Here is a 26,616-nt window from a genome sequence, read left to right on the forward strand (position 1 = left end):
TGTAATAAATTTAATAAAAACTCTAAATTTCAACACTTTTAGAGTTTTGCAATAAGCTAAAATGAATAAATAACCTAGGAGGGGTAGGGTTGAAATTTAATTTCAAAAAGATATTGAAACAAGAAAGAAATAAAAACAATAACAAATTAGGAATTCACTCTTTTAGGTTCAAATTAACCATCCTTTTTTCATTTATTGCTCTTATACCATTAATTTTTATGGGATATTTTTCTTATAATAAGTTCTATGATACATTAACTATTCAAGCAAATGAAGAAGCGTATCAAATTACTAAGCAGGTAAATGAAAGATTAAATGAATACTTTTCTAGTCTATCTAATACGGTTGAAATGGTTTCAAAGCAAAAAGGATTTGTTTATATAGTAGAAAAGGAAGAAGAATCAAATTTCAATGAAAAATTGAAATCTAAAGAAATAAACTTAGAAACAGAAGATAGAATACAAGTAACTTCTGGAATGTACATAAGAGAACTAATGAGTACTCTCAAAAAAAGACCTGACATTAAAACCTGTTATATAGGTACTAGAAATCATAATATGTATTATGACAAAAAACATTATATATATGGTATTAATGGGGATTATAATTGTCATACAGAAGAATGGTATATAAATGCAATTAAGAATAAAGGCGAAGTTGTTTGGACTAAGCCTTATCTAGATAGAGAAAAGAAATCTATAGTTATTACAATCTCAAAAGCAATTGAACATGATGGAGAGACTTACGGTGTTTTTGCTATGGATATTAAGTTAGACATGCTTCTAAATAAGATTCGTTCTATAGAATTAGGTAAATCAGGCTACTTATATGTTGTAAGTGATGAAGGCAAATACTTAATACATCCTAATAAAATAAAAATGGGTCAAAAGATAAAAGATGAAAGTTTACTAAAGCTTTTAAAAGAAAATCAAGAAGAACAATATAAAACTAGTAAAGAACTATTAACCTTTGTAACAAACGATAAAACAAATTGGAAAATAATGGCTGGAAGCAAAGTTGATGACCTTTATTCTAAAGCAAATGATATACGACGTTTTACTATTTTAATGATAGGAATAGTTATTATTATTTTACTTATCGTATCAAGCTTAGTAGTTAATATAATTGTTAAAAGATTGAACCACTTGAAAACATCATTTGAAAAAGCAGCTAATGGTGATTTAACAGTGCAAACTAACTTGAATACTAAGGATGAATTTAATAGTATAGCGGATAGCTTTAACACAATGATAGAAGGAATTAAAAATCTTGTGAGCAAAATTGTAGTATCTTCGAAAACTGTTACAGATAATTCGGCTACTGTAAAACAAATAGGTGACCAAATTGCAATAGCATCTGAAGAGGTTACACAAGCTATAGCAGATATTGCAAAAGAAAGCTCAATACAAGCTAATATCGCAGAAGATGGAAGCATTAAAGCAAAAGAACTTGCTGAAAATATTGAATTAGTTTCAAATTCAATAGATAAAATGCAATCTTCCTTTAAAAATACAGAAAAGTTAAATAAAAAAGGTATCAAAACAATCTCTTTCTTAACAGATAAGACTAAACAAATGGTTATCTCAAGTGAAGATTTAGCTAAGGTAATAAATGAAATGGATATAAATTCTAATGAAATTGGACAAATAGTATCTACTATTAATGAAATATCTGAACAAACAAATCTATTAGCATTAAATGCATCAATAGAAGCAGCAAGGGCTGGGGAAGCAGGAAAAGGATTTGCAGTTGTTGCTGAAGAAGTTAGGAAACTTGCTGAGCAAAGTAAAGATGCAACAATGAAAATCGAAGCATTAATTTCTAAAATCCAACAGAAATCAACAAATGCAGTTGAATCAATAAGCATAAATCGCACTATATTAAATCAACAAAAAAAAGTTGTTAACGAAACTAAAGAAATATTTACTCATATTTCAAATCAAATTACTCGATTGGTAAAAGAAGTGAATGAAATAAAAGTATTAAATAAAAATATGGTAGATAAAAAAGAGGAAATCCTAACTTTTATAAATGAAGTAGCTGAATCAACATCTTCAATTTCAGCTTCCACAGAGGAAGTATCAGCAAGTACTGAAGAAACTCTTGCTATGATTGAAGAAGTAAGAAAAAATTCTGCACATCTTCAAGACCTAGCACAAGAATTGGAAAATGAGATAAAGAATTTTAATATTTAACCCGAAGGCTAAAATAGCTTCGGGTTTTTCTAATCAAATTCTATATTTATTTTGTATCCCTCTCTCTTATAAGCTAAGTTAAAAGATTCTGTTTTTCTAATCCTATCAGGGCTGGAATAGTTTATATCCATTACAAAATCCACTCTTGTATTAGTATCATACTTTTCTATATAATACTTTATAATATTATAATTTGACATAAAAGTATAATTGCTTTTTAAATAAGCTTTTATAGTTGCATAATTAATATCTATATTCCCATTTAATTTTACATATCTCATTGCTTTGTCATAGTTTTTATTAAGTAAACTATCGTAATAATTCTTAATTACACTCATAGGACTTACATATGTTTTATTTACCAAAAATTCACTTTTTTCTAACGGCTTATCTATTTTGTAATTATTGATGAAAATGTTTCTATCTTTTCCATCAATAAGTATTTGTACATTTTTTATTGTATCTATTTCAGTTATTGTATTAACAATAGAATAAAGCAATAATGCTTCATTACGCTCATCTAAATTGCTATCAATTAAGTCTCCACTAAAGTTAACATATGCTGTATCTCCAATAACATCTAATGACAATAGTTTCGTATTAGGAGATACTAAGCTCTTTGAATATTCGCTTTTTGGTCCCTTTAAGAACTCATTTATAATAATTTTAATTATATTCTGTTCTTCCTCTACTTCAATTTCTCTATTTTCAGTTACTAAATATCTTAATTGAGAATCTGGATAATATATAACTACCTTTCTATCTTTTCTCTCTGGAAATGGTGATATAATTGGATATTTACTTTCATTTAAGTCAATTCTTTCATATGACTTACAACTTATAAGAACTAGTATTAATATTAATAACATAAGTATTACTTTTCTGTTCATATATCTTCCCCCAGATAACACCTTACATATTTCTTAAGTATAGCTAATTAAACATAGCAATATTTTAACTTCCTAATCCTGAACTATAAGGTATTTTTATATAAAATGTACTTCCTTTATTCACTTCACTTTCAACTTCTATTGTTCCCTGATGTAGTGTGATTATTTGGTATGCAATTGATAAACCTAACCCAGTACCTCCTGTACTTCTAGCTCTTGCTTTATCTACTCTATAGAATCTATCGAATATGTGTGGTAAACTTTCCTTAGGTATTCCTACTCCATTATCTTTAACTTTTACAACTATATATTCTCCCTCCGAATATAAGCTTACCTCTACTACTCCACCTTCTGGTGTGTACTTTATTGCATTATGAACAATATTTATTATAGCCTGTTGTATTTTATCTTTATCTACCTTAATTTGTAACTTTTCTTTAAAGTCTACTTTAAGGTCTATATGCTTTTTCTCTGCTAAAGGTAATAGTCTAGATATTATTTTTTCTAGTAAAAAATTAATATAAGTAGTCTGATAATTTAGACTAAGTTTTTCTTTATCTAAATCAACTAAAACAAGTAAATCATCAATAATTTTGTTAAGCCTATCTATCTCAGAGTCTATATCTTTTAAAAATTCTCTGTATATATTGACATCTTCCTCTTGTTGATGTAACAGAGATTCAGATAATAATTTAATTGAACTTAATGGCGTGCGCAATTCATGGGATACATTAGCAACAAAATCTTTTCTCTGTATGTCTACTTCATTTAACTTTGTACTCATTATATTAAATGCATTAGCTAAATGTTTAAATTCATCATTAGTTTTGATTTCTACTTTGCATCCCAATTTACCTTTAGCCATTTTTTTAATAGCTCTTGTAAATTCCTCTATAGGTTTAGACAAAAAATTTGCAAATGCAAAACTTAAAATAGCTATTAAAAAAATACTAGCCATAGATATTATTCTCAGTTTGTCCGTTATTTCACCAACAGTATCATATATATCATTTAAAGATGATGATATAAAGGTAGCTCCTATTACTTTACCTTCGTATTTAATAGGCACTGCTATATATAATACATAACCTAATTCTTCAAAATTATGAATAGATGAGTGACTTATTCCCTTTAAAGCATTAGTTATTTCTACATGTCTTAAAATTTTATCTGTAAATTTATCGTTTGAGTCGCTTTTTACTATGCTATCATCGTCTAATATTAATATTCTAGAATTTATATCTTCACTATAAGATTTAATTGTTGTATTTAGAAATTTACCTAAATTAAAAGATGGGTCTATTCTCAAATAATAATTAGCTCTTTTTGATATTATGTTGGCACTTGTAAAAAGCTCAGATTTTCTTTCTTGAATATATATATTTAATAAAGTTCTACTTACAAATACATTAATTGTTAGTAAAGTGATTATTACCAATAACAAATAGGTGGAAACAAGCTTCCACCTAACACTAATAAACCTGTTCTTCCTATTTAGGAGTGCTCCTAAAATAATAACCAACTCCCCACTTTGTTAATATGTATTCGTAGTTATTTGAATCTTTTTCTATTTTTTCTCTCAGCCTTCTAATATGAACATCAACTGTTCTTAAGTCTCCAAAATATTCATATCCCCAAATTATTTCTAGTAGTTCTTCTCTTGTAAATACTTTTCCCGGATTAGTTGCTAACAAAAGTAATAAATCAAATTCTTTTGCAGTCAGATTTATTTCCTTTCCTCCAACAGTTACCTTTCTTCCCAAAGTATTTATAGTAAAATCATCTACTTTGATTACTTGTTCTCCTACCTTAGTATCTTGTGCACTTACCCTTCTTAATATAGCTTTTATCCTTGCCTTTAATTCTAGAATATTAAACGGTTTTGTTAAATAGTCATCGGCTCCATATTCTAGACCCAATATCTTATTTATATCTTCACCTTTTGCAGTTAGCATAATAATAGGAACTTGAGACTTCTCTCTTATTTTCTGACAAACTTCTAATCCATCCATACCTGGCAACATCAAATCTAATATTATAAGATCATATCTTTGCTTTTGGGCCTTTTCTAATGCTTCCTTTCCATCATAAGCTGCATCTACTTCATAGTCATCTTGCTCTAAACTATATTTTAATCCTTTAACCAATAGAGCCTCGTCATCAACTATTAAGATTCTACTACTCATTTTATCACCTCATAAATATTATTTCCATCCATACCAATACAATAATCTTTTATATAAAAATGTATAAAAAAATCATCAATAACTATATTATACATAAAAACATATAATAAAAAAATGAATACCTACACATTCCAAATCTATAAATAGTTTTTGCTAGATTTAGTCATATTTTCTAGTATAAAACCCTTTTATTATCTATTCTCTTAGTAATTTTCTTACTATCAAAATCCTCTAATATAGCAATAGCATATTTTCTGTTTGTATTTAATATATCTCTTAATTCACCTACTGTTATACAACCATACTCTTTAATATGAGCTTTAGTTATATCTATGCTTTCTAAATAGTTTTTTTTATGAAGGATAATATTATCTTTCAATCTAATTAATACTCCAAATTGTATCAATGCTTCAAATACTTCTTTAATATCTATACTATCATATTTTAACCTGTTAGGTAATTCTTCAAACTTTAATGGTTGAAATTTAATATTTAAATATTCTTTCTCTATCTCCCTTTTAATCTTTTCCTGTGTTTCATTAAATTTCACTTCAAAATCTTTCAGAGAAACATATTCATTATCTTGCTTGATAACATTTTCTTCTGTTAAACGGTTTATAAAAGTATCTGCTAATTTAGGTTTTATATGGTTTAAATACTTACTTTTCAATTCTTCTTTAAGCATACCTATCTTTAAAGGATTATTTTCATGGAATTCCTTAAGTCCTTCCGAAATCTGTTGCATTAAATGGCTATAATATTCTTTATGAATTGCATAAATATTATCTGAAAGCTTAAAAGTAATAATCCTTTTTTCATTAACAAGTTTATCTAATATTTTTCTAATTTTTTCTTCTGACATTGTAGTTAAAACATTCAAGTCTTTAAGATTTGGAAATTCTTCACTATTTTTTTTTATTATTTTTTCCACTATTTCTTTTGAATCTCCCTTTTCTTTAACTTTTAACTCCTCTAGAACCTTCTGGTCAAACCTTTTCCTCTTTGGAGGATTGCCCTCTAGAACTATACCTCCACCTATAGTCATTACTGGTGAATAAAATCTTATAATAAATTTATCTCCTCTATTGGCCACCACTTCATCTTCTAATCTTAACTGTGCATAACAACTTTCTCCTGGAGTCAGTTGTTCTCTATCTAAAAGCACTACTCTACAAAGGACTTCTGTAGTTCCAATATGCAATCTCAACCTTGGCCTGTTCTCAATTATTCTTTTAGAATCTTTTAGTAACTTTAATTTTACATCAAGCATCATTGTAGATTTCATAGAATCTACAGGGGCTATAACATTTCCTCTACTCACTTCATATTTCTTTAAATTCGCTAAGTTAATAGCAACTCTTTGACCTGCATACGCTACCCCTGTATTTTCACCATGTACTTGAATCGACCTTATTCTACTTACTTTATTCCCCGGGAAAACTTGGACTTCATCTCCTACTTTAAATTCACCTGATAGTAATGTTCCAGTTACTACTGTTCCAAAACCTGTTATAGTAAAGGACCTATCTACTGGAAGTCTTGGAGTTTGGGTTATATCCCTTTCTTGAACTTCTTCTGTTAATCTATCAATGACTTTAATTACTTCTTTTATACCTGTTTTTTCTGTAGAAGACACTGGTAATATAGGACTATTTTCTAAAAATGTTCCTCTTAAATTATCTTTAATATCTTCTTTTACAAGTTCCATCCACTCATCATCTACTAAATCAATTTTAGTAAGAACTACTATCCCATTTTCAATTCCCAGTAGATTAAGTATAGCTAAATGTTCTTTAGTCTGTGGCATGACACCTTCATCTGCTGCTACGACTAAAGCTACAATATCCATACCTACAACACCAGCTAACATATTTTTTATAAACTTTTCGTGGCCAGGTACATCAATAATTCCTGCTCTTCTTCCTCTAGGTAAATCAAAATATGTAAAACCTAACTCAATAGATATACCTCTTTTTTTCTCTTCTTCCAATCTATCTGTATCTCTTCCTGTTAGTGCTTTAATTAAAGTAGTTTTACCATGGTCAATGTGGCCTGCTGTCCCAATAATTATATTATTCATTTAGAACACTCCCTCAAGTGTTGTCAATTATTCTCTTAAATGTCTTACAAATTATTTCTATTTCATCATCTTTAACAGTTCTTAAATCTAAGTATAGCTTTTCTTTATAAACTCTAGCAACTATAGGTATATCCTGCTCTCTTAACTTTCTTTCTATTGAAGATGCCTTTAACATTTTTGAATATATCACAACACCCTTACTTGGTAATTCTTCTAATGGCATTGAACCTCCGCCTACTTGTGAAAACACATCAACTACCTCTACTTGTAGGTTTTCTTCTACTCTTTCTTTTAATGTATTTGATAATTTAACAGCTTTTCTTTCTATTTCATGAATTGGCATTGTAATCATTTTTAAAGTTGGAATTTTTTCCATAGCTTCCTCTTCATCTAAGTATAATCGTAAAGTTGCCTCTAGTGATGACAAAGTAAATTTGTCTACCCTTACTGCTCGGGTTAATGGGTTCTTTTTCATAATATCTATGTACTTCTTATTTCCAACAATTATTCCCGCTTGTGGTCCACCTAATAATTTATCGCCACTAAATGTAACAATATCTGCTCCTGCTTTTATCGAATCTTGAACAGTAGGCTCATATTCTAATCCATACTTACTTAAATCAATTAATACACCACTTCCTAAATCTTCTATTACAGGTATATTATTATTTCTGCCTAACTTAACTATCTCATCTAATGAAACACTTTCTGTAAATCCCAATATTCTATAGTTACTAGTATGAACCTTCATCAAAGCCGCTGTTTCTTCACTAATCGCCTGTTCATAATCAGAAATATGGGTCTTGTTTGTAGTACCGACATCTACTAATTTGGCTCCACTTTGCTCCATCACATCTGGTACTCTAAATGAACCTCCGATTTCCACTAACTCTCCCCTTGAAACCACAACTTCCTTTTCTTTAGCTAAACTGCTAAGCACAAGCATAACAGCAGCTGCATTGTTATTCACTACTAAAGCACTTTCTGCCCCTGTAATTCTAGTTAATATTTCTTCTACATGGCTGTACCTCGAGCCTCTTTTACCTAATTCTAAATCAAATTCCAAATTAGAATAATTAGTAACTAACTCATAAATATTTTCCATTACATCCTCACTAATAAGTGACCTACCTAAATTAGTATGTATAACTACACCTGTCCCATTTATAACTCTTTTAAACTTTAATGAAATTTTTTCTTTTATACGTTTTTCTATAATATCGGTTATATTTTGTATCTTTTTATCTAAAAAATCAATTTCAATATCACTATTCTTTATTAAGTTTCTTAAGTTTTCCAGTTCCTCTCTTATACTTTCTACAACTATATCCCTAGGTACTCTTTCCATTAAGTCATTAAATTTACTATTAGAAAGTATGTGGTCTACCTTAGGCAATTTCATAAATAGTTCTTTTTTGTCCTTCATATTAATAACCTTCCCATCTAGTTTATAATTAAAAATAATTTATATGAAATTTTTGAAATTGCTGTTTATATGTATATTTTGATATTGAAAGAGACTCCACTCAACATCTTAGAAAAAATATAACAATTCTATTCAACCTCAATAGGATGTTCTCCTTTTTCTATTACTTTACCAATAACCGCATATTCAGTAGCATTTCCATCTAACTCTTTTAATAGTTCTTCAACCTTTTCTTCTTCAACAGAAATTAAAAGACCTCCAGAAGTTTGAGGGTCAAACATTATATCTTGTAGCTGCTGTGAAACATTATCACTAAACTTAACTTTATCTCCAATAAAGCCCATATTAGAATAAGCTCCTGCAGGTATTAAGCCCATATTTGCAAAATCAAAAGCTTGTTCTATTACTGGTATTTTTTCACTTTTTAATACTAAAGATACATTACTTCCCTCTGCCATTTCTAGTGCATGTCCTAGCAAGCCAAATCCAGTTACATCTGTACAACTATTTACTCCTACTTTAACCATTGCATCTTTGGCATATTTATTTAATGTAGTCATTACTTCAACTGCTTTATTATATGTATCATCATCCACCATTTGAGCTTTTATAGCTGTATTTAAAATTCCTAATCCTAGAGGTTTTGTCAATACTAATACATCCCCAACTTGAGCATTGCTATTAGTAAGAATAGTATCTGGGTGTGTAAAACCAGTAACTGCTAAACCATATTTAGGTTCATCATCTTCAACTGTGTGTCCTCCAACTAAAATAGCTCCTGCTTCTTTAGCTTTATCATACCCACCTCTTAATATTTTAGCCATTGTATCTGTTGATAAACATGTTGGAAAACATATGATATTCATTGCAAGTCTAGGTTCTCCACCCATTGCATAAATATCACTCAAGGAATTTGCTGCAGCAATTTGTCCAAAAGTATAAGGTTCATCTACAACTGGTGTAAAAAAATCTATAGTTTGAATTAATGCTACTTCTTCATTTATCTTATACACAGCTGCATCATCGGATGTATCTATACCAACTATCAAGTTTTCATCTTCCACTTTCGGTAACTGACACAGAACCTGTGCCAAGGTCTCAGGACCTATTTTAGCAGCTCAGCCAGAGCTTTTTGATAGTTGAGTCAATCTTTTTTCCTTCTCTTGCATATTATCACCCCTTTATTTAACTATAATTAAATCCTTTATATCTTCAAATTTCTTTTCTCCAATTCCTTTTACATTTATTAATTCATCTATACTTTCAAATTTCTTCTCATTTCTATAATCTATTATTCTTTGAGCTAAAACAGGACCAATTCCAGGTAAACTTTTTAATCTTTCATTAGTAGCTGTGTTTATATTAACTAAGTTTTGATTTGTTGACACATTATCCTCTACACTTGTATGAGTTTTAATATCGATAGTTTCTTCTCCAACCTTTGGTATGTAAATTTTATCCTCGTCTGAAATCTTCTTTGCTAAATTGATTCTGTTTCTATCAGCTTCTTCAGTTAAGCCTCCTGCTTTTTCAACTGCATCTATTACTCTTGAACCATCTTTAAGTTTATAAACCCCTGGATAATTGACTTCACCACTTATATCAACGTATATTATTCGACTTTTTTCTACATTTTCCTCTTTATTTTCAGTTTCCATTTTATTTATAACATCTAAATTGTTATTTTCTTCTTCTATTTTATCTATATCAACAGTTTCTTCACCTGATGTAACTATATCTATATCATCTTCTATAAGAATATTATAACCTAAAACAAGTAAAATACCTATAACAACTACTAGTATAACTATTTGTTCTTTTTTTGTAAAGGAAATCATAAAACACACCTCTCTATCGAATATACTTTGCCTTTAGTAATAAATTCTATATATACTATTAACTTCCTTCTATTTGGCCTAATTTTATCAAATTATTTTCAAATTCGACTTTATTGTGGAATTTTTTTTGATTTCCATATAAAATATATATTGCATAGGTTTTGGGCATATTCGTAAAATAACATTTAAGACAAGGTTATGATATACTATAAATACATAATAAAGACGAGGTGATTATTGTTGAAAAATGTCATAGTAGGTATACTCAGTTTATTCCTAGTATTAAATTCATTCAATATATCATATGCAGATAAGCCATCAATAACTTCCCATGCAGCTATTTTAATTGATGCAAATACTGGACAAGTATTATTTGAAAAAAATGCCCATAAATCTATGTATCCTGCTAGTACAACTAAAATAATGACTGCTATTCTAGCTTTAGAAAAATGTAATCTAGGTAATAAAGTTACTATTGATAATGAAACTCCATATGGTATAGAAGGTAGTCATATCGCTTTAGAACCTGGTGAAATTATAAGCATGGAAGATTTATTATATGCTTTATTGATAGAATCTGCTAATGATGCTGCAATAGCCATCGCTAAACACATAGGAGGTTCAGTAGAAAACTTCGCAAAACTCATGAATGAAAAAGCTAAATCTATTGGAGCAAAAAATACACACTTTACAAATCCAAACGGACTACCAGACAAAAACCATACTACAACAGCTTATGACCTTGCAATGATGGCTAAATACGCAATGGAAATAGACAAGTTTAGAGAAATAGTTAAAAATTATAATTACAAAATAGGAGCTACCAACAAAAAAAGTGAACCTAGATATCTAAAGTCAGCAAATAGATTAATTTACGGAACGGGCTCAGGTAACCAAATATATGTTGATGGAAAATGGGTAGATATAAAATATGAAGGTGCAGAAGGTATAAAAACGGGATATACAGTTGCCGCTCAAAACTGTCTTGTAGCTAGCGCTGTTCGTGGCAATCAAAGACTTATTAGTGTAGTATTACATGCCCAAGGAACTAATGTTTATGTAGATACACACAAACTGTTAAATTACGGTTTTGATAATTTTAATTATAAGCAATTAGCCTTTAAAAACGAATTTATAGAAAATATAAAAGTAACCCATGGTGATAACAAATATGTTCCAGGAATAATTAATCAATCTATATTTGCTACTATACCAAAGGGACGAGAAGATGAAATTCAAAAAGTACTTGATATTCCTGAAGAACTATCTGCTCCAATATCAATTGGACAAGTATTAGGTACAGTCAAATTTACTCTTGATGGTGAAACACTAGCTACTACTAATATTGTTTCAACTATGGAAGTTAACCAAAAAGGCATTTACCAAGTAGTAGCTACTACTAAAAAAGACTCTATATGGACAAAATGGTGGTTTTGGTTAATAGTGCTATTTATCCTTTGGAGATTTTATATAGCATATATTAGATATAAAAGAAGAAAGAGAAGAAGAAGCAAGAGAATTACTTATTATAATACTAAATATAACGGATATTAAAAAGGACGGCTTTATGCCGTCCTTTACATCTATACTATTGCTATTGCTTCTATCTCCACATTACCATCTTTAGGTAGTCTTGTAACTTGGACACAAGATCTTGCTGGCTTATTTTCATTAAAATACTCTCCATATACTTCATTAATCAATCCAAACTGGTCCATATCTTTTATAAACACAGTTACTTTAACTACATCATTTAATGTAGCTCCACCATCTTCCAATACTGCTTTTAGATTCTCTAAAGCTAATCTAGTCTCTTTTTTAATATCGTCATTTACTAATTCACCTGTTTCTGGGTCTAACGCTAATTGTCCTGAAGTAAAAATCATATTACCAGCCTTTATACCTTGAGAATAAGGTCCTATTGCCTTTGGAGCTTTTTCAGTAAAAATCACTTTTCTTTCCATATGTATCCCCTCCTGTTTGTTTATAAATTGGTCTCAAGGAATTATTAAATTCCAAGTGAGTACATATCAATTAATTTCACTAAATACCTACATACTTCTTCTACAATTATATGGATAATTCCTGTTTTATTTGATAATATTATTAATAGTTTTAATATAATTAATTCAGTTACATTATTAGTGTAATCAATCCTTGCATTTTTAATCGTCATATGAAATAAAAACTCCTAATTCCATTTCTATGGAATTAGGAGTTTTTACTTTAAGCAGTTAAAAACTTTTCAAAATCAAGCTCTTTTCCATCTACCCAAATTCTTTCTAGGTTATAAAATTCTCTTTCTTCTTTATGGAATACATGTACTACTATATCGCCGTAATCTAATAATACCCATCTACCAGTTCTGTTACCTTCTTTATTGGATACCATATATCCTGCTTCCTTCATTTGGTCTTCAATCGCATTAGCAATTGATATAACTTGTCTATCTGAATTACCACTAAAAATTATAAAATAATCAGCTATATTTGTAATTTCAGATATATTTAATACTTTTATGTCAAAAGCCTTTTTATCGTCTCCAGCCTTCAATATAACTGAAAGTCTTTTTTCAACCTCTGTCACTTAAATATTCCCTCCTATTCTCTATACCTTACTATATTTTATTCAAGTGCTCTATTTAGTGCAACTTTGTAATGTTAATATTATATATTATTGGCTATTTAAACTACTTAAAATAAAATTTCTAGCTTTTATAGTATCTATATGAAGCAGCCATTCATTTTTTACTACATATTTAATCGTGTTATCCATAGACAATAAAATAGCTTTATCTAAATCCCTATAAGCAAGTTCCCTTATACGTTCTACTCCAGAAAAATCTCTTCCAGGTTCTATATAATCAGCTAAATACACTATTTTCTCTAGTAAACTCATATTTTCTCTACCAGTAGTATGATAGGATATTGCTTTTAAAATATCCATATCTTTTATACCAAATTCATTCTGGGCTATTTTTGCCCCCAATGGTCCATGAATTAAATTGGTACTTCTTTTCATCACGTCATCTAAAATTATACCAAACTCAATTGCTATTTTCAATAAATCCTGATTTTCTGCTATTCTTCCACAGTCATGTAATAAACCTGCTAACTCAGCTTTTTTTACATTGCATCCATATGTTTTTGCAAGTTTTTTAGCTGTTTCCATAACTCCTACTGAATGTTTATATCTCTTATTCCCTATAATCTCTTTAAGCTTTTTATGTATTATCTGTTGTGATAACATTTTATACTTCCTCCAATTATATAGTATACATTAGATATTTTTACTCATTACCTCTACTTATACAGTCCATTTTTCTTAATATATTGTTCAATAGATTCAGGCAATAAATATTTAACTGGTCTATCTTCTTTTATTCTATTTCGTATATCTGTAGACGATATTTCAAGTGCAGGTATAACCATAGTATGAATCTTAGCATTATACCTTTGTTCTAACATACTAATTTGCTTTTCCATATTACTAGCTTTAAACCCTGGCCTAGATACAGCTACAAAGTTACATATTTTCAATAATTCCTCTGTACTTTTCCATGTGGTAATTTCCATTATAGCATCTGCACCAGTAATAAAATAAAATTCAACGTTATTAAATTTTTCTTTAAAAGCTTTAATTGTATCTATTGTATAAGTAACCCCTTTTCTATCTATTTCTATAGACGAAACCTCAAAATCTGGATTGGTTATTGTGGCTAACAATGTCATCATGTATCTATGCTTAGCCTTAGTAACAAGACTAGGTTTTTTGTGTGGCGGAGTCCCTGAAGGTACAAATATCACTTTATCAAGCTCAAATTTATCTCTTACTTCTTCTGCCACCACTAAATGCCCAATATGAATTGGATCAAATGTACCTCCCATTATTCCGTATTTAATTTTCTTACCCTTCATTAAGATACCTCCAACTTATTTTATCATACCTTATTATACATTATTTTCTTAACAACTTAAACCTAAAAAATGGATGGAACCTAGATTCCATCCATTTTTTATTTACTAGCTATAAGTGTTATTATCAATATAATCTTTAATCTCCTGTATTTCATCTTGATTATTTGTTTGAATTGAATATATTTTTTCTTTTTCAAAGTTTTTGCAATAAACAGTGAATTCACCCCGTTCTCCGTCTTCATACCTAATACATTTAAAACCTTTATTATAAAGCTCTCTTAATATGTCTATATTTTTCATTAATATTTTCATCTCCTTTTTTATTCATAAAAAACCAAGGGATGGTTATATTTTCCACACCCTTGGCCTGCTATTTCCCCGCATTATAGAGTTTTAATTTATATTTATTTAGTATAATTACTGAATTATTTTTGAATTTACCTTTCATATATTAAACCTCCTAGCTATAATTATTATAGCCAGTTCTTAAAGTAATTATACTATTTTGGTAATTCAATTCTTTTCTTGTCTTCAGACTCTCTATATAAAATAAACTTATTTCCTATACATTGAACAACATCCGCATTAGTAGCTTCAGCAACTTCATTTGCAGCTTCTCTAGCTTCTAATAAGCTATTATTTAAAACTTTTATCTTTATTAATTCTCTCGCTTCTAAAGCGTCATCTACTTGTTTTATAAAATTATCTGTTATACCCTTTTTTCCTAATTGAAGTATTGGGTCTATTTTATTAGCTAATCCATTTAAATAACTTCGTTGTTTGCTGGTTAACACCTAATCCTCTCCTTCTATTACTTTTATATCTCTACTTCTTTTTTAGTTTTTCTTCTATACATTTCGTAATCCTTAGTTCCTTTTTTCCATCCTGTCCTTACTTTTACATCTGGCTTATAATTTTCGTTGATAACAATTTCACCTTTGGCTAAACAATAATAAGTAGGTGTATTTTCTTTACAATTACCGCATTTTAAACAGTTCATCTTTCTAACTTAACCTCCAATTACTAATGTTTTATTAGTCTAAGAATTCAAATTCAAAACCACACATATTCACTATATCTCCATCTTGAACCCCTAGTTTTTTAAGTTCTTCAACTATGCCACGTTTCCTAATAACCTTTTGGAAATATCTAAAGGAGTCTAAGTCTTCAAAATTAGTTGAATTAATAAGTTTCTCAATAGGATATCCCTCGACGATAAACTTATCGCCTTCCTTCCTAATTATTACCTCCTGTCTATCTTTATTTTTATGTTCATAAACTTTGATTTCTTCGCTTTCTTCAATTAATGGCTCTGGTTCTCCTAATTCATCAAGCTTATTCCATACAATATATTTCAACTCATCTAGTCCTTTGCCTGTAGCAGCTGATATCTCATGTATTTCATATTCGTTTCCTAATTCTTCTTTTAATTTATTTAAACCTTCTTGTGAAGTCGGTAAATCCATTTTATTCGCAACAATTATCTGGGGTCTTTCTGCTAATTTAGAATTATATTGTTTAATTTCTTCATTTATTTTATGGAAATCTTCGACTGGGTCTCTTCCCTCTATACCCGAAACATCTATAACATGCAATAAAAGCCTAGTTCTTTCAACGTGTCGTAAAAACTCATGTCCAAGTCCAACTCCTGCATGTGCTCCTTCAATCAACCCTGGTATATCTGCTATAACATAACTTTGTCCGTCTCCTAGCTCTACAACACCTAAATTAGGTTTTAAAGTAGTAAAGTGATAATTTGCAATTTTAGGCTTTGCACTAGTTACTGAAGATAATAAAGTAGATTTTCCCACATTAGGAAATCCTACAAGCCCCACATCTGCTAAGAGCTTTAATTCTAATATAATCCATCTTTCTTCACCTTTTTCACCCGCTTCAGCAAATCTTGGTGCTTGTCGTGTAGCTGTGGCAAATTTCGAATTACCTTTACCACCTCTACCTCCTTTTGCGACAATAAATTCTTGCTCCTTTTCAGTAAGATCTGCTAATATTACCTCGGTATCTGCATCTTTAACTAAAGTTCCAGGCGGTACCCTAAGTATCAAATCCTTACCTTTTTTCCCATATTGATTTTTTGATTTTCCATTCTCTCCATTTTCTGCTTTATAGTGTTTCTTATATCTAAAATCCATTAATGTTTTTATACCTTCATCTACTTTAAGTATTACGCTACCACCATGACCACCATCACCACCAGCTGGTCCACCTGATGGTTCGTACTTTTCTCTTCTAAATGCTACTGCACCGTCTCCGCCTTTTCCACCTTTGACGTATATCTTTGCTACATCTATAAACATAGATACCATCCTTTATGTAATTTTGTTGATACTTGTTATATTAGTAATTTAATTATACCAATTGTACTAAAAGTGTCAACTATTTTAATATTATTATTCCAAAATTTTAATAGTTATTATGTGTTAATTTTAAATGTATTAGCAATATTTTATCAATAAAAAAAACCTACCGAAATATGGTAGGTTTTACTCTGCTTTTGATAAAGCTTCTACTGGATATACACTAACTTGTTTTCTCTTCTTACCTTTTCTCTCGAATTTAACGATACCATCTATTTTAGCAAATAGCGTATCGTCTCCACCCCTACCTACATTGTTTCCTGGGTGTATTTTAGTTCCTCTTTGTCTTACTATGATATTACCAGCTGTAACTAATTGACCGTCTGCTTTTTTTACTCCTAGTCTTTTAGATTCACTGTCACGACCGTTTTTTGAACTACCTACTCCTTTTTTATGAGCGAACAGCTGTAAATTTAACTTAATCATTCTTACACCTCCCCGTACTCGAGAGTTAAATATTCTGAGTAATCTTCTAACAATGCCTCTATACCTACTATCATCGTTTCTAAAACAACTGATACTTTTTTTCTTTGTTGCTCGTTTATATCTTCAGAAATACTTACTTTTAAGTACCCATCTTTTACAGTATATTGGAGCTTTTCCTCTTTCACTCCGCACACTTTATTCAATGCTATAAGCGTCGTCTGAGTCAGGGTAGATATAGAAGCACATACAATATCTTTCCCCGCCTCAGCATATCCAGTGTGCCCGTTAACAGTATAGCCTACTATACTTCCACTCTCATTTTGTAAAATCTTTATTGTAGTCATATTTAAGCACTATCCAGTAATTTTTTCAATTTGAATTTTTGTATATGGTTGACGATGTCCTTGTTTTTTTCTATAACCCTTCTTAGGCTTATACTTGAACACAATGATTTTTCTTGCTTTTCCTTGCTCAAGTATTTTACCTTCTACAGAAGCACCTTCTACGTATGGACTTCCTACTTTGATGTCACCTTCTTCTGAAACTAAAAGAACTTTATCAAACTTAACATCGTCACCTTCACTTCCATTTAACTTTTCTACGAAGATTACATCTCCTTCTTGAACTCTGTATTGTTTTCCACCTGTTTCAACTACAGCATACATTGTCTGATACACCTCCTCTATCCAGTCTCGCCAATGTTAGGTAACAAAGTTTTAAACCCACATTGTGCGGCTACTTACAAAAATAAATTCTATCAAATATGTTTCTGTTTGTCAATAAATTATAATATATTTTTTATATATTCTAGTTTTCCCATACTCTTTACTTTTAAGTCGTTTATATCAATATCTATGCTCGAAGTTAAAAATACTTTAATACCATATTTTTCTTCAAGTTGATCAATATATGATTTGTTATTATTTACAATTTTATCATAATGAAATTTATTAATTTCAAATATAACAGCTTCAGCATTAGTATGGACTTTAATCCTTTTTACTTCTTTCTCAATAGATTTTATAATATAATGTTCTGAATATACTTTTCCTGTTCCATCACAGTGAGGACATTTAGCTTGTATTTTAGATGATAATCTGCTTCTAGCTTTTTTTCTTGTCATTTCTACAAGTCCTAATTTAGTTATTCCTAGTACAGTTGTCTTTGTTCTATCTTTTTTTAGTTCTTTCTCTAAACACTCTAATACTGCTTTTACATCCTCTTCTTCATTCATATCAATGAAATCTATAATTATAATACCTCCAATATTTCTTAACCTTAGTTGTTTTGCTATTTCTTTAGCTGCTTCAATATTTGTCTTAAATACAGTATCCTCTAAATCAATGCTTCCTACATACTTACCCGTATTTACATCTATTGAGGTCAGGGCTTCCGTATTATCTATTACTATATATCCTCCGCTTTTAAGCCACACTTTCCTCTCTAGAGCCTTTTTTATCATTGAATCAATACCAAAATAACTAAACACATCATAGCTGCTATCAAAATACTCAACCCTTGACTTAAGATGGGGCGAAATAAGTTCTACGAGGTCCACAATGCTATCGTATTTCTCTTTATCATTTATTATTAGCTTATGTATTCCATCGGTAAATAAATCTCTAACAGTTCTGTGAACTAAGTCCATATCTTTATATATTACCCGAGGTGCAAAACCTAGATTCTTATCTCTATCTATCTTGGTAAATATTTTAACTAAAAATTTTAAGTCTTCTTTTAAATCATTTAATTCTACTCCATTGGCAGCTGTTCTTAATATAATACCCATATCATCAGGTTTTATTTCATCAGCTAATTTTTTTAATCTATCTCTTTCTTCCTTATCCTCTATTCTACGTGATATTCCAATATAATCAGTATAAGGCATAAGCACTAAATATCTTCCAGGCAACGTTATGTGAGTAGTAATCCTAGCCCCTTTGGTTCCAATCGGCTCTTTTATTACTTGTACCACGAGCTCCTGCCCTGACTTTACTACATCTCTTATTGATATATCCTTTAAATCTACATCTTTATTTAGTAGCATGTCCTTAGGTATAGCATCTTTTACATAAAGAAATGCATTCTTTTCTAGACCTATATCAACAAAGGCCGCTTGCATCCCTTGTAATACATTTACTACCCTACCTTTATATATATTACCTAATATTCTTTTGTTTTTATCTTCTTCTATATAAAGTTCTACCAAATCATTGTTTTCAAGGATAGCTGCCCTATCCTGATTAAGACCACAATCTATAATAATTTGATTCATAAAACCTCTCCCGAAATCCAAAATATTTTCCAAATGAAACAACGATTATAAAGGTGTTGCTATACCTTTCTCACTATCAACGAACAATTCTAATCTATGTATCTTGATACTATCTTCAACTATACTTATATCAGTATATTTCTTAAGTAATTTTATTAAATCTTGTGGCTTTAGGTTTCCTCTACTACCTGTTTTTAAATTTGTTTTTAGAACTATTCTATCATCTTCAAACATTAAAATAGATATATCTTTTATAAATTCTCTAACATTAACTTCTCTATTAACTATTCTTCCTCTCTTTTTCTTTTTCTTCTTTAGAATTATTTGAGCTTTTTCTAAAAACCCTTTTATATTATCTTCAACATCTTCCTTAGTAATTCCTTCGTATAATTCAAACTCTATAGCATACATAGCCCAACTTATTTCGGAAACTAATGATTTTTTATTATTAACATACTCTGCTTTTATAATTTCTACTCCCTCAGGTAATACATTATTTAACTTTTTTATAAAATCATCTACATTAATCTTTTTTTCCATTTCAATATCCATATATTCACCTGTGCTAGATATCCCTAAAGATAAAGCTGATGCAAGTGAGATCTTAGGATGTGGATTATATCCTTCACTATATTTAATTGGAATATCTGCTCTTCTAAATGCTCTTTGTAACATTCGCATTAAATCTAAGTGAGAAATATATTTCATATCCTTTTCCTTTTTAAACTTAGCTCTTATTTTTATCATTAGCATACACCACCTGTAAAAGCTTTATTTATTCCACAACCAGTACATCCTTGTCTGCAATCTGGTGTAAGTTCACCATTCATAGCTTTTTCATTTTCTCTCATTAAGTACTGCTTTGATACTCCTACATCAATAAAATCCCAAGGAAGAATTTCATAATAGCTTCTTTCTCTTAATGCGTAAAAATCTGGATTAATTTCAGTTTCTTCAAATGCTTCCATCCATCTATCGTACTTAAACATATCTGACCAACCATCAAATTTACACCCTTTTTCCCATGCCCTTAATAAAGCTTTTGAAAGTCTTCTATCCCCTCTGGCAAATACTGCTTCTAAGAAGCTAAGTTCAGGGTCATGATGATTATAAGTTATTTTTCTATCTTTGATGTTATCCTTTAATATATTTATTTTTTCTCTAAATGTATCAATACTATCTTGTGGATACCATTGAAATGGTGTAAAAGGCTTTGGTACAAAGCATGACGTACTTACTGTAATTTTTAGATTACCTTTTCTCTCATTTTTAGGGATTTTAAAGAATATATTTTTTACTTTATAGGCTAATTCTTTGATTCCTAAAATATCTTCTTCAGTTTCTGTTGGTAATCCAAGCATAAAATAAAGTTTTACAGTAGACCATCCTAAACCAAATGCATCTGTAACAGAGCTAATTAAATCCTCTTCTGTAATACCTTTATTTATAACGTCCCTAAGTCTTTGAGTACCTGCTTCTGGAGCAAATGTAAGCCCTGTCTTTCTAACTTTTTGTATCCTTTCTACAATATCCAATGAGAAAGAATCTAGTCTTAATGATGGTAATGATAAACCTATCTTTTTATCTTCAAATTCATCAAGTAACTTTATTACTAATTCTTCTAGTTGTGAGTAATCACTTGTACTTAAAGATGAAAGTGAAATTTCTTCATGACCTGTTGCACGAATAAGTTTTCTTGCTAAATCTACTAAGTTTTCTACTTTTCTTTCCCTTACAGGTCTATAAATCATACCTGCTTGACAAAATCTACATCCCCTTGTACATCCTCTAAATATTTCTAACATGACTCTATCATGAACAGTTTCTATATAAGGTACTATAACTTTTTCTGGGAAATATGTTTCGTTTAAATCCTTAATTATTCTCTTCTTAATCTTTCTAGGATATGAGTCGTCCTTAGGCTCCATACTCTTAATAGTCCCGTCTTCATTGTACTTTACTTCGTAAAAAGCAGGAACGTAAACACCTTGTAATTTAGTTATTTCTTTTAAGAAATCAGCTTTATTCTTACCTTCTTCCTTCATTTGTTTGTATACATTTAAAATTTCTAAGGTAAGCTCCTCACCTTCACCTATAACAAAAACATCTACAAAATCAGCTAAAGGTTCTGGATTGTATGAACAAGGACCACCTGCTATTATTATTGGGTCATCTTCTCCTCTTTCCTTTGCTAATAGTGGTATATCAGCTAAATGCAGCATATTTAATACATTTGTATAACTCATTTCATATTGTAGGGTAAAACCAATAAAATCAAACTCTTTCAATGGGTCTTTACTTTCTAATGCATAAAGAGGAATGTTATTCTTTTTCATCTGTTCTTCCATATCTACCCAAGGAGCAAATACTCTTTCACAATAAATTTCTTCTTCCTCATTTAGAAGATTATATAAAATATGTAATCCTAAATGAGACATTCCCACCTCATATACATCTGGAAAGGCAAAAGCAAATCTAACTTTTACATTGTCTAGGTCTTTCTCTATTATATTTTGTTCATTACCAATATATCTAGCTGGCTTTTCTACTTTCATAAGTACTTTATCTAAAACTTCTCTGCTTATCATTTTCATCACCCTTAACTATCTTTAGTTTTTTTAATATCAATTTTATAACTAATTTATTTTATATGTTATTATATCAATACATCCCTCTAATTCTATATTATAATCTTAAAATAGTCAATTAATTAGTATTTTATTTTTTCAACTACTATTTTATCATTTTTTCTTTTTTATTAGTAGATTTTCTATTTTTATGTCAATACCATATTCAATAGCACCATTAAGTAAATCTATTTCATTAATTGTCCCAATTATATTTCCATTATCATCAATAATGATTATAATATGGAATTTTTTAGGCAGAAAGTTCTTCAAAACTAAATTCACTGGTGCAGATTTAAAAACTATCAAATGTTGAGTTTTCATAACTCTTTTTTTTAATAGTTGCTGCTTTTTTTCAGTAACTTCTTTAATGAAAATAAAAGCTGCCATTCTTTTTTCTTTATTGGCAGCAATAAAAAGAAATATAGCTATTAGGATTATATACAATCCATTTTCTTTAATACTATATATGTAAGTACCTAAAATTATAAACAATACTGAAAAGCCATAAGCTATATAAGTTAAAATTCTTGTAGCTTTTCTAAATCCCAATACATATGATAAAACTCCTCTTAATATTCTTCCTCCATCTAGAGGTAAAATAGGAAGCAAATTAAATACCCCCATATAAAAATTACATTTCAGTAGCAATTCTATAAACTCAATACTTAAAAAATGATTGATTAACATGAATATCAGAGCTAACAAAAAATTAACCATAGGACCAACCAATGCAACCTTTATCTCTATATTAGGGTCTGGACCTATTATACTGTCTAATTTTGCAACTCCACCAAATGGAAAAATTTCAAATTCTTTAACCTTTACATCCAACTTATTAGCAGCTAATACATGGGAAATCTCATGCATAGTTACTGTTAAAATAATTACGGTTATTTCTGTTAAATATCCAAAATAAATATATATTCCTAAAATTACTAATAAAAACACATTTATCTTAAACTTTACATTTTTTAAATTTAGAATCGTCATTACAGCACATCCCTATCACCTAAATTCTGCATTGTTTACAGATAAATGTATAACCTCTAGAGGGTCTATAGGAGTATCATCTTTCCATATTTCAAGATGCAATAATTTCTTTTGATTATATGTTCTATTAAATCTACCTATTATTTCTCCTTTTCTAATTTCTTTTCCAACTTCAGCATCTATTTTATTTAACTTCCCATACACAGCTTTAAATTCACCATACTCTATTTCTACATATTTACCTAACATTCCATTTTCACCAGCTTTAATTACCAATCCATCCCCTAATGACTTAACTTTCGTGTCTCTTGTTAGAATGTCTACACCCTTATAAAATATTTTCACACCATTTCTCTTGGTTTCTTCCCCAAATTCTCTATAAACAATACCTTTTACTGGAGCTATATAACCTTCACTATTTATATTTTGATTGTTAAAAACAAATGTAATTTTATCAGACAGTTTAACCTTACTTTTCACAAATTCATAAACTTTCTTACTATCTTCTCTAATATCTGTACTTTTATTTACTGCTTTATCCACTAATCTTATAGCCTCATTAGTAACATCTGTATCAATCATTTTAATAAGTAGTATGATTAAAATTATAATTATACTTATTACAACTTTTTTTAGTTGGTTTCTATAAAAATTCTTATTCTTAACTTTTCTATTACTAGTTACATTATATCTGCGAGGTATTATTTTTAAAAAAGTATTTCTTCTCAATTTAATCCCCCATTTAGTGTTTTATTATATAAATATTTAGACTTACCTCCTTTTATTACTGTTTTACTGCTTAATTTATTGTTGCTTATAATGAAAAATCGACTAACGTCGCTCACTTTTATCTAATCACTTTTTATTACTAGATATTAACTAAAGTATTTATAATTAATAGCGTACAAAAAATAAAAAAACGGAGGTTCAGCCTCCGTTACATTTTAACCCTTCCCATTTATTAAACTCACCAACTATTCATCACATTATTCTTTTACTACTTTTCTCCAGTCTATATCTCCTCTTTCTAATGCTTTAATCAATACTTCTGCTGTGCCAATATTAGTAGCTAAAGGTACACCATGTACGTCACACAATCTCATAAGCGCTAATACATCGGGTTCATGAGGTTGAGCTGTTAAAGGGTCTCTCATAAAAATTACTAAATCAATCTTATTGTCAGCTATCATTGCACCTATCTGCTGGTCTCCTCCTAAAGGTCCTGATAGAAATCTATGCACATCTAATCCCGTTGCTTCATTAATTCTTTTTCCTGTTGTACCTGTAGCATACAAATTATGCTTCTTCAAAATCTCTTTATAAGCTATTGCAAAATTAATCATAATTTTTTTCTTCTTATCATGAGCAATTAAAGCTATATTCATATTGAGCCCCCTATTATAGTCATAACAATAAAATAATAGTGTTTATTACAAAGCTTTTATGTAAATGGAAACTAATTTATTTTAATGCTCTATCCTTCATTTTTAATATAGGAATATTAGCAACTAATGCTGGTATTGGTGTGTCGTCACTTTCTCTTTTAGTTCTTGTTAACTTAACATCTAATCCTTCTTCATCTATCTCCATATAATCTGATATAACCCTAATAATATCTCCTTTAACCATATCTAAAAACTTTGGTGAAACATGCGCTCTATCATGAATTAATACAAGTTTTAATCGTTCCTTAGCTACCTCTTTACTATTATCATTTTTATTAAAAATCTTAAACAAACCCAACTCAACTCCTTCCTTTGTAGCTATTTTCCGAAAAATATTTTCTTAAGTTTAGACATCATACCCTCTTCAACATGTAGGTTTAATAATGGTACTTCTTCTCCAACCAATCTCCTAGATATATTTCTAAAGGCTTTTCCAGCCATTGCTTTCTCATCAGTAACAACAGGTTCTCCTCTATTAGTTGAAATTACTATGGATTCATCATCTGGTACTATTCCTAGTAATTCAATAGCTAAAATATCTATCATATCATCTATATTCATCATATCTCCCTTTTGTACCATATCTTGTCTAATTCTATTTATTACAAGTTGAGGTTCATATAACCCCTTAGCCTCAAGTAAACCAATTATTCTATCTGCATCTCTAACTGCTGATATCTCTGGTGTAGTAACCACTATAGCTTTATCCGCCCCCGCTATAGCGTTTTGGAATCCTTGTTCAATACCAGCAGGACAATCTATAATAACGTAATCGAAAATCTCCTTTAATTCGTCACTTAATTCCTGCATCTGTTCTGGTGTAACAGCAGTTTTATCTTTTGTCTGCGCTGCAGGAAGTAAGTATAGTCCCTCATATCTTTTATCTCTTATTAATCCTTGCTTTAACCTACAAACTTTTTCTACTACATCTACAATGTCATATACAATCCTATTTTCAAGCCCTAAAACAACATCTAAATTTCTTAAACCAATATCTGCATCTACAACAACAACTTTCTTGTCCAACATTGCTAGCCCTGTTCCAATATTTGCAGTAGTAGTAGTTTTACCAACTCCACCTTTTCCTGATGTAACAACTATTACTTCTCCCATATCTTCATCCTCCTGACTTATATTTTCTATGGTTTTATATAATTTTTAATCAAATAAGTAATTTATTGTTATCTTCCTAAGGTTATCAATTATACTTTACAAATTATCATCCCCCTAGAAAAATCTCACTTCTTAGGTAAATAGGGTTCAACTATTATTGAATCATCCCTTATATATGCTATTTCTGGCCTCCTGAAAGAAACCTCATCCTCATCTGGGCTTCTAGACAATATGTCTCCTATCTTTAACTGTGTTGGTTGTAAATTAAATGCTGCTACTATTGCCTCTTTATTGCCATCGCTACCTGCTATGGCAACTCCTCTTAATGCTCCTAAGACTACTATGTTTCCTTTTGCTATAACAACCCCACCTGGATTTATGTCTCCTAATATTACTATATTGCCTTCATAATTTATCTCTTGGCCAGAACGTATAGTAGCTCTTATAAACTTAGTCTTTCCTTCGTTTATGCCCTGAAAAAAGTTCATATCTTTATTACTTTTATCAATTTTTTCACTGCTAAAATTGTTATTCTCTTTCTCAATATCAATACCATATTTTTCGCTTATTATATGTTCTAATTCTTCTTTCTCTTTATTAGTCAGTTTTTTTCCTTTAAAATTTATAACTTTACCTCCACTAAAAAAAGAACCAGCATTCTTTAGTTTTTTATCTAACTGCTCTTTAATTGCTTTAAAATTTCCTTCTTTTATATGTATGTATATTCCATCTTTATTTCCTTTAAAAGTTACTAAGTTTCCATTCATTTGACAACCTCCAGTTGTAAATGCTGTTATGTATTTATTCTTCAAATTTTTTATAATTCCTTC

At 29.6% G+C, this 26,616-nt stretch carries 30 protein-coding genes; 2 read left to right on the forward strand and 28 right to left on the reverse strand.

Features of this window, described 5'->3' with window-relative positions; translation table 11 throughout:
* The first annotated feature begins 89 nt into the window (after positions 1-89).
* A complete protein-coding gene (locus tag L21TH_RS10475) occupies positions 90-2,195 on the forward strand; it encodes a methyl-accepting chemotaxis protein (protein WP_006315651.1) in 2,106 nt (701 codons plus the stop codon).
* Between the two features lie 29 nt (positions 2,196-2,224).
* Here L21TH_RS10475 and L21TH_RS10480 read toward each other — a convergent pair whose 3' ends face one another.
* From L21TH_RS10480 to L21TH_RS10510, 7 genes are all read right to left on the reverse strand, one after another.
* The gene (locus L21TH_RS10480) at positions 2,225-3,085 is read right to left on the reverse strand and encodes a GerMN domain-containing protein (protein ID WP_006315653.1); all 861 of its coding nucleotides are present in this window, start codon (positions 3,083-3,085) and stop codon (positions 2,225-2,227) included.
* 64 nt (positions 3,086-3,149) lie between these two features.
* Positions 3,150-4,523, reverse strand: coding sequence for a HAMP domain-containing sensor histidine kinase (locus tag L21TH_RS10485; protein ID WP_162138495.1), 1,374 nt, complete (start codon positions 4,521-4,523; stop codon positions 3,150-3,152).
* Positions 4,524-4,575: 52 nt separating this feature from the next.
* A complete protein-coding gene (locus tag L21TH_RS10490; protein WP_006315655.1) occupies positions 4,576-5,271 on the reverse strand; it encodes a response regulator transcription factor in 696 nt (231 codons plus the stop codon).
* Between the two features lie 172 nt (positions 5,272-5,443).
* Positions 5,444-7,351, reverse strand: coding sequence for a selenocysteine-specific translation elongation factor (selB, locus tag L21TH_RS10495; RefSeq protein ID WP_006315656.1), 1,908 nt, complete (start codon positions 7,349-7,351; stop codon positions 5,444-5,446).
* A 13-nt stretch (positions 7,352-7,364) separates the two neighbouring features.
* Entirely contained in the window at positions 7,365-8,777 is a 1,413-nt protein-coding gene (selA, locus tag L21TH_RS10500; protein ID WP_006315657.1) for an L-seryl-tRNA(Sec) selenium transferase, read from the reverse strand.
* 128 nt (positions 8,778-8,905) lie between these two features.
* A complete protein-coding gene (gene selD / locus L21TH_RS10505) occupies positions 8,906-9,946 on the reverse strand; it encodes a selenide, water dikinase SelD (protein WP_006315658.1) in 1,041 nt (346 codons plus the stop codon).
* A 12-nt stretch (positions 9,947-9,958) separates the two neighbouring features.
* Positions 9,959-10,615 (reverse strand): helix-hairpin-helix domain-containing protein, encoded by a 657-nt coding sequence (locus tag L21TH_RS10510; RefSeq protein WP_006315659.1) that lies wholly within the window; start codon positions 10,613-10,615, stop codon positions 9,959-9,961.
* A 240-nt stretch (positions 10,616-10,855) separates the two neighbouring features.
* Between L21TH_RS10510 and L21TH_RS10515 the strand changes: the two genes are divergently transcribed.
* The gene (locus tag L21TH_RS10515; protein ID WP_006315660.1) at positions 10,856-12,169 is read left to right on the forward strand and encodes a D-alanyl-D-alanine carboxypeptidase family protein; all 1,314 of its coding nucleotides are present in this window, start codon (positions 10,856-10,858) and stop codon (positions 12,167-12,169) included.
* A gap of 29 nt (positions 12,170-12,198) precedes the next feature.
* Here the strand turns inward: L21TH_RS10515 and L21TH_RS10520 are convergent, their stop codons facing one another.
* The 21 genes from L21TH_RS10520 to minC form a co-directional block, all read right to left on the reverse strand.
* Positions 12,199-12,579, reverse strand: coding sequence for a RidA family protein (locus L21TH_RS10520; RefSeq protein ID WP_006315661.1), 381 nt, complete (start codon positions 12,577-12,579; stop codon positions 12,199-12,201).
* Positions 12,580-12,623: 44 nt separating this feature from the next.
* Positions 12,624-12,791, reverse strand: coding sequence for a hypothetical protein (locus L21TH_RS14355; protein ID WP_006315662.1), 168 nt, complete (start codon positions 12,789-12,791; stop codon positions 12,624-12,626).
* 50 nt (positions 12,792-12,841) lie between these two features.
* Positions 12,842-13,201: a ribosome silencing factor gene (gene rsfS, locus L21TH_RS10525; protein ID WP_006315663.1), complete on the reverse strand. Its 360-nt coding sequence runs from the start codon at positions 13,199-13,201 to the stop codon at positions 12,842-12,844.
* A gap of 87 nt (positions 13,202-13,288) precedes the next feature.
* Positions 13,289-13,864 carry a bis(5'-nucleosyl)-tetraphosphatase (symmetrical) YqeK gene (gene yqeK / locus L21TH_RS10530; RefSeq protein WP_006315664.1) on the reverse strand — a complete coding sequence of 192 codons (576 nt, stop codon included), beginning with the start codon at positions 13,862-13,864 and terminating at the stop codon, positions 13,289-13,291.
* A 53-nt stretch (positions 13,865-13,917) separates the two neighbouring features.
* On the reverse strand, positions 13,918-14,532 hold the full coding sequence (gene nadD, locus L21TH_RS10535) for a nicotinate-nucleotide adenylyltransferase (RefSeq protein WP_006315665.1): 615 nt from the start codon (positions 14,530-14,532) through the stop codon (positions 13,918-13,920).
* 105 nt (positions 14,533-14,637) lie between these two features.
* Positions 14,638-14,844 (reverse strand): hypothetical protein, encoded by a 207-nt coding sequence (locus L21TH_RS10540; protein WP_162138496.1) that lies wholly within the window; start codon positions 14,842-14,844, stop codon positions 14,638-14,640.
* Positions 14,845-15,032: 188 nt separating this feature from the next.
* Positions 15,033-15,326 (reverse strand): ribosome assembly RNA-binding protein YhbY, encoded by a 294-nt coding sequence (yhbY, locus tag L21TH_RS10545; protein ID WP_006315667.1) that lies wholly within the window; start codon positions 15,324-15,326, stop codon positions 15,033-15,035.
* Positions 15,327-15,349: 23 nt separating this feature from the next.
* Entirely contained in the window at positions 15,350-15,532 is a 183-nt protein-coding gene (locus L21TH_RS10550; RefSeq protein ID WP_006315668.1) for a hypothetical protein, read from the reverse strand.
* A 34-nt stretch (positions 15,533-15,566) separates the two neighbouring features.
* Positions 15,567-16,847, reverse strand: a complete 1,281-nt coding sequence (obgE, locus tag L21TH_RS10555) for a GTPase ObgE (protein ID WP_006315669.1) — start codon at positions 16,845-16,847, stop codon at positions 15,567-15,569.
* Between the two features lie 186 nt (positions 16,848-17,033).
* Positions 17,034-17,333, reverse strand: a complete 300-nt coding sequence (rpmA, locus tag L21TH_RS10560) for a 50S ribosomal protein L27 (protein ID WP_006315670.1) — start codon at positions 17,331-17,333, stop codon at positions 17,034-17,036.
* A gap of 2 nt (positions 17,334-17,335) precedes the next feature.
* Positions 17,336-17,677, reverse strand: coding sequence for a ribosomal-processing cysteine protease Prp (locus L21TH_RS10565; protein ID WP_034429909.1), 342 nt, complete (start codon positions 17,675-17,677; stop codon positions 17,336-17,338).
* Positions 17,678-17,686: 9 nt separating this feature from the next.
* Positions 17,687-17,998, reverse strand: a complete 312-nt coding sequence (gene rplU, locus L21TH_RS10570) for a 50S ribosomal protein L21 (protein ID WP_006315672.1) — start codon at positions 17,996-17,998, stop codon at positions 17,687-17,689.
* A gap of 119 nt (positions 17,999-18,117) precedes the next feature.
* Positions 18,118-19,608: an Rne/Rng family ribonuclease gene (locus L21TH_RS10575; RefSeq protein WP_006315678.1), complete on the reverse strand. Its 1,491-nt coding sequence runs from the start codon at positions 19,606-19,608 to the stop codon at positions 18,118-18,120.
* A 45-nt stretch (positions 19,609-19,653) separates the two neighbouring features.
* Entirely contained in the window at positions 19,654-20,355 is a 702-nt protein-coding gene (locus L21TH_RS10580) for a TIGR03936 family radical SAM-associated protein (protein ID WP_006315680.1), read from the reverse strand.
* Positions 20,355-22,196, reverse strand: coding sequence for a TIGR03960 family B12-binding radical SAM protein (locus L21TH_RS10585; RefSeq protein WP_006315683.1), 1,842 nt, complete (start codon positions 22,194-22,196; stop codon positions 20,355-20,357). Before L21TH_RS10585 ends, L21TH_RS10580 begins: the two co-directional genes overlap by 1 nt.
* Before the next feature lie 153 nt (positions 22,197-22,349).
* A complete protein-coding gene (locus tag L21TH_RS10590; RefSeq protein WP_006315685.1) occupies positions 22,350-23,228 on the reverse strand; it encodes a M50 family metallopeptidase in 879 nt (292 codons plus the stop codon).
* A gap of 15 nt (positions 23,229-23,243) precedes the next feature.
* A complete protein-coding gene (locus L21TH_RS10595) occupies positions 23,244-23,957 on the reverse strand; it encodes a M23 family metallopeptidase (protein WP_034429910.1) in 714 nt (237 codons plus the stop codon).
* 257 nt (positions 23,958-24,214) lie between these two features.
* The gene (gene mgsA / locus L21TH_RS10600; protein ID WP_006315689.1) at positions 24,215-24,613 is read right to left on the reverse strand and encodes a methylglyoxal synthase; all 399 of its coding nucleotides are present in this window, start codon (positions 24,611-24,613) and stop codon (positions 24,215-24,217) included.
* A 76-nt stretch (positions 24,614-24,689) separates the two neighbouring features.
* Positions 24,690-24,965: a cell division topological specificity factor MinE gene (gene minE, locus L21TH_RS10605; protein ID WP_006315690.1), complete on the reverse strand. Its 276-nt coding sequence runs from the start codon at positions 24,963-24,965 to the stop codon at positions 24,690-24,692.
* Between the two features lie 26 nt (positions 24,966-24,991).
* Entirely contained in the window at positions 24,992-25,786 is a 795-nt protein-coding gene (minD, locus tag L21TH_RS10610; RefSeq protein ID WP_006315691.1) for a septum site-determining protein MinD, read from the reverse strand.
* Positions 25,787-25,911: 125 nt separating this feature from the next.
* Positions 25,912-26,553, reverse strand: a complete 642-nt coding sequence (gene minC, locus L21TH_RS10615) for a septum site-determining protein MinC (RefSeq protein ID WP_006315692.1) — start codon at positions 26,551-26,553, stop codon at positions 25,912-25,914.
* Positions 26,554-26,616 lie beyond the last annotated feature (63 nt).

Origin of the sequence: Caldisalinibacter kiritimatiensis, from assembly GCF_000387765.1 — a bacterium.
GTDB classification, from domain to species: domain Bacteria; phylum Bacillota; class Clostridia; order Tissierellales; family Caldisalinibacteraceae; genus Caldisalinibacter; species Caldisalinibacter kiritimatiensis.

Excerpts from the sequence above, each read along its gene's own strand:
- L21TH_RS10585 (WP_006315683.1), bottom strand. The coding sequence starts at position 22,196 with ATGATAAGCAGAGAAGTTTTAGATAAAGTACTTATGAAAGTAGAAAAG.
- L21TH_RS14355 (WP_006315662.1), bottom strand. The coding sequence starts at position 12,791 with ATGACGATTAAAAATGCAAGGATTGATTACACTAATAATGTAACTGAA.
- L21TH_RS10565 (WP_034429909.1), bottom strand. The coding sequence starts at position 17,677 with ATGACTACAATAAAGATTTTACAAAATGAGAGTGGAAGTATAGTAGGC.
- L21TH_RS10510 (WP_006315659.1), bottom strand. The coding sequence starts at position 10,615 with ATGATTTCCTTTACAAAAAAAGAACAAATAGTTATACTAGTAGTTGTT.
- mgsA (WP_006315689.1), bottom strand. The coding sequence starts at position 24,613 with ATGAATATAGCTTTAATTGCTCATGATAAGAAGAAAAAAATTATGATT.
- L21TH_RS10590 (WP_006315685.1), bottom strand. The coding sequence starts at position 23,228 with ATGACGATTCTAAATTTAAAAAATGTAAAGTTTAAGATAAATGTGTTT.
- rpmA (WP_006315670.1), bottom strand. The coding sequence starts at position 17,333 with ATGATTAAGTTAAATTTACAGCTGTTCGCTCATAAAAAAGGAGTAGGT.
- yqeK (WP_006315664.1), bottom strand. The coding sequence starts at position 13,864 with ATGTTATCACAACAGATAATACATAAAAAGCTTAAAGAGATTATAGGG.
- L21TH_RS10540 (WP_162138496.1), bottom strand. The coding sequence starts at position 14,844 with ATGAAAATATTAATGAAAAATATAGACATATTAAGAGAGCTTTATAAT.
- L21TH_RS10580 (WP_006315680.1), bottom strand. The coding sequence starts at position 20,355 with ATGATAAAAATAAGAGCTAAGTTTAAAAAGGAAAAGGATATGAAATAT.
- L21TH_RS10480 (WP_006315653.1), bottom strand. The coding sequence starts at position 3,085 with ATGAACAGAAAAGTAATACTTATGTTATTAATATTAATACTAGTTCTT.
- L21TH_RS10575 (WP_006315678.1), bottom strand. The coding sequence starts at position 19,608 with ATGAATCAAATTATTATAGATTGTGGTCTTAATCAGGATAGGGCAGCT.
- L21TH_RS10520 (WP_006315661.1), bottom strand. The coding sequence starts at position 12,579 with ATGGAAAGAAAAGTGATTTTTACTGAAAAAGCTCCAAAGGCAATAGGA.
- L21TH_RS10490 (WP_006315655.1), bottom strand. The coding sequence starts at position 5,271 with ATGAGTAGTAGAATCTTAATAGTTGATGACGAGGCTCTATTGGTTAAA.
- obgE (WP_006315669.1), bottom strand. The coding sequence starts at position 16,847 with ATGTTTATAGATGTAGCAAAGATATACGTCAAAGGTGGAAAAGGCGGA.
- minD (WP_006315691.1), bottom strand. The coding sequence starts at position 25,786 with ATGGGAGAAGTAATAGTTGTTACATCAGGAAAAGGTGGAGTTGGTAAA.
- nadD (WP_006315665.1), bottom strand. The coding sequence starts at position 14,532 with ATGAAGGGTAAGAAAATTAAATACGGAATAATGGGAGGTACATTTGAT.
- selA (WP_006315657.1), bottom strand. The coding sequence starts at position 8,777 with ATGAAGGACAAAAAAGAACTATTTATGAAATTGCCTAAGGTAGACCAC.
- L21TH_RS10550 (WP_006315668.1), bottom strand. The coding sequence starts at position 15,532 with ATGAACTGTTTAAAATGCGGTAATTGTAAAGAAAATACACCTACTTAT.
- selB (WP_006315656.1), bottom strand. The coding sequence starts at position 7,351 with ATGAATAATATAATTATTGGGACAGCAGGCCACATTGACCATGGTAAA.
- minC (WP_006315692.1), bottom strand. The coding sequence starts at position 26,553 with ATGAATGGAAACTTAGTAACTTTTAAAGGAAATAAAGATGGAATATAC.
- rplU (WP_006315672.1), bottom strand. The coding sequence starts at position 17,998 with ATGTATGCTGTAGTTGAAACAGGTGGAAAACAATACAGAGTTCAAGAA.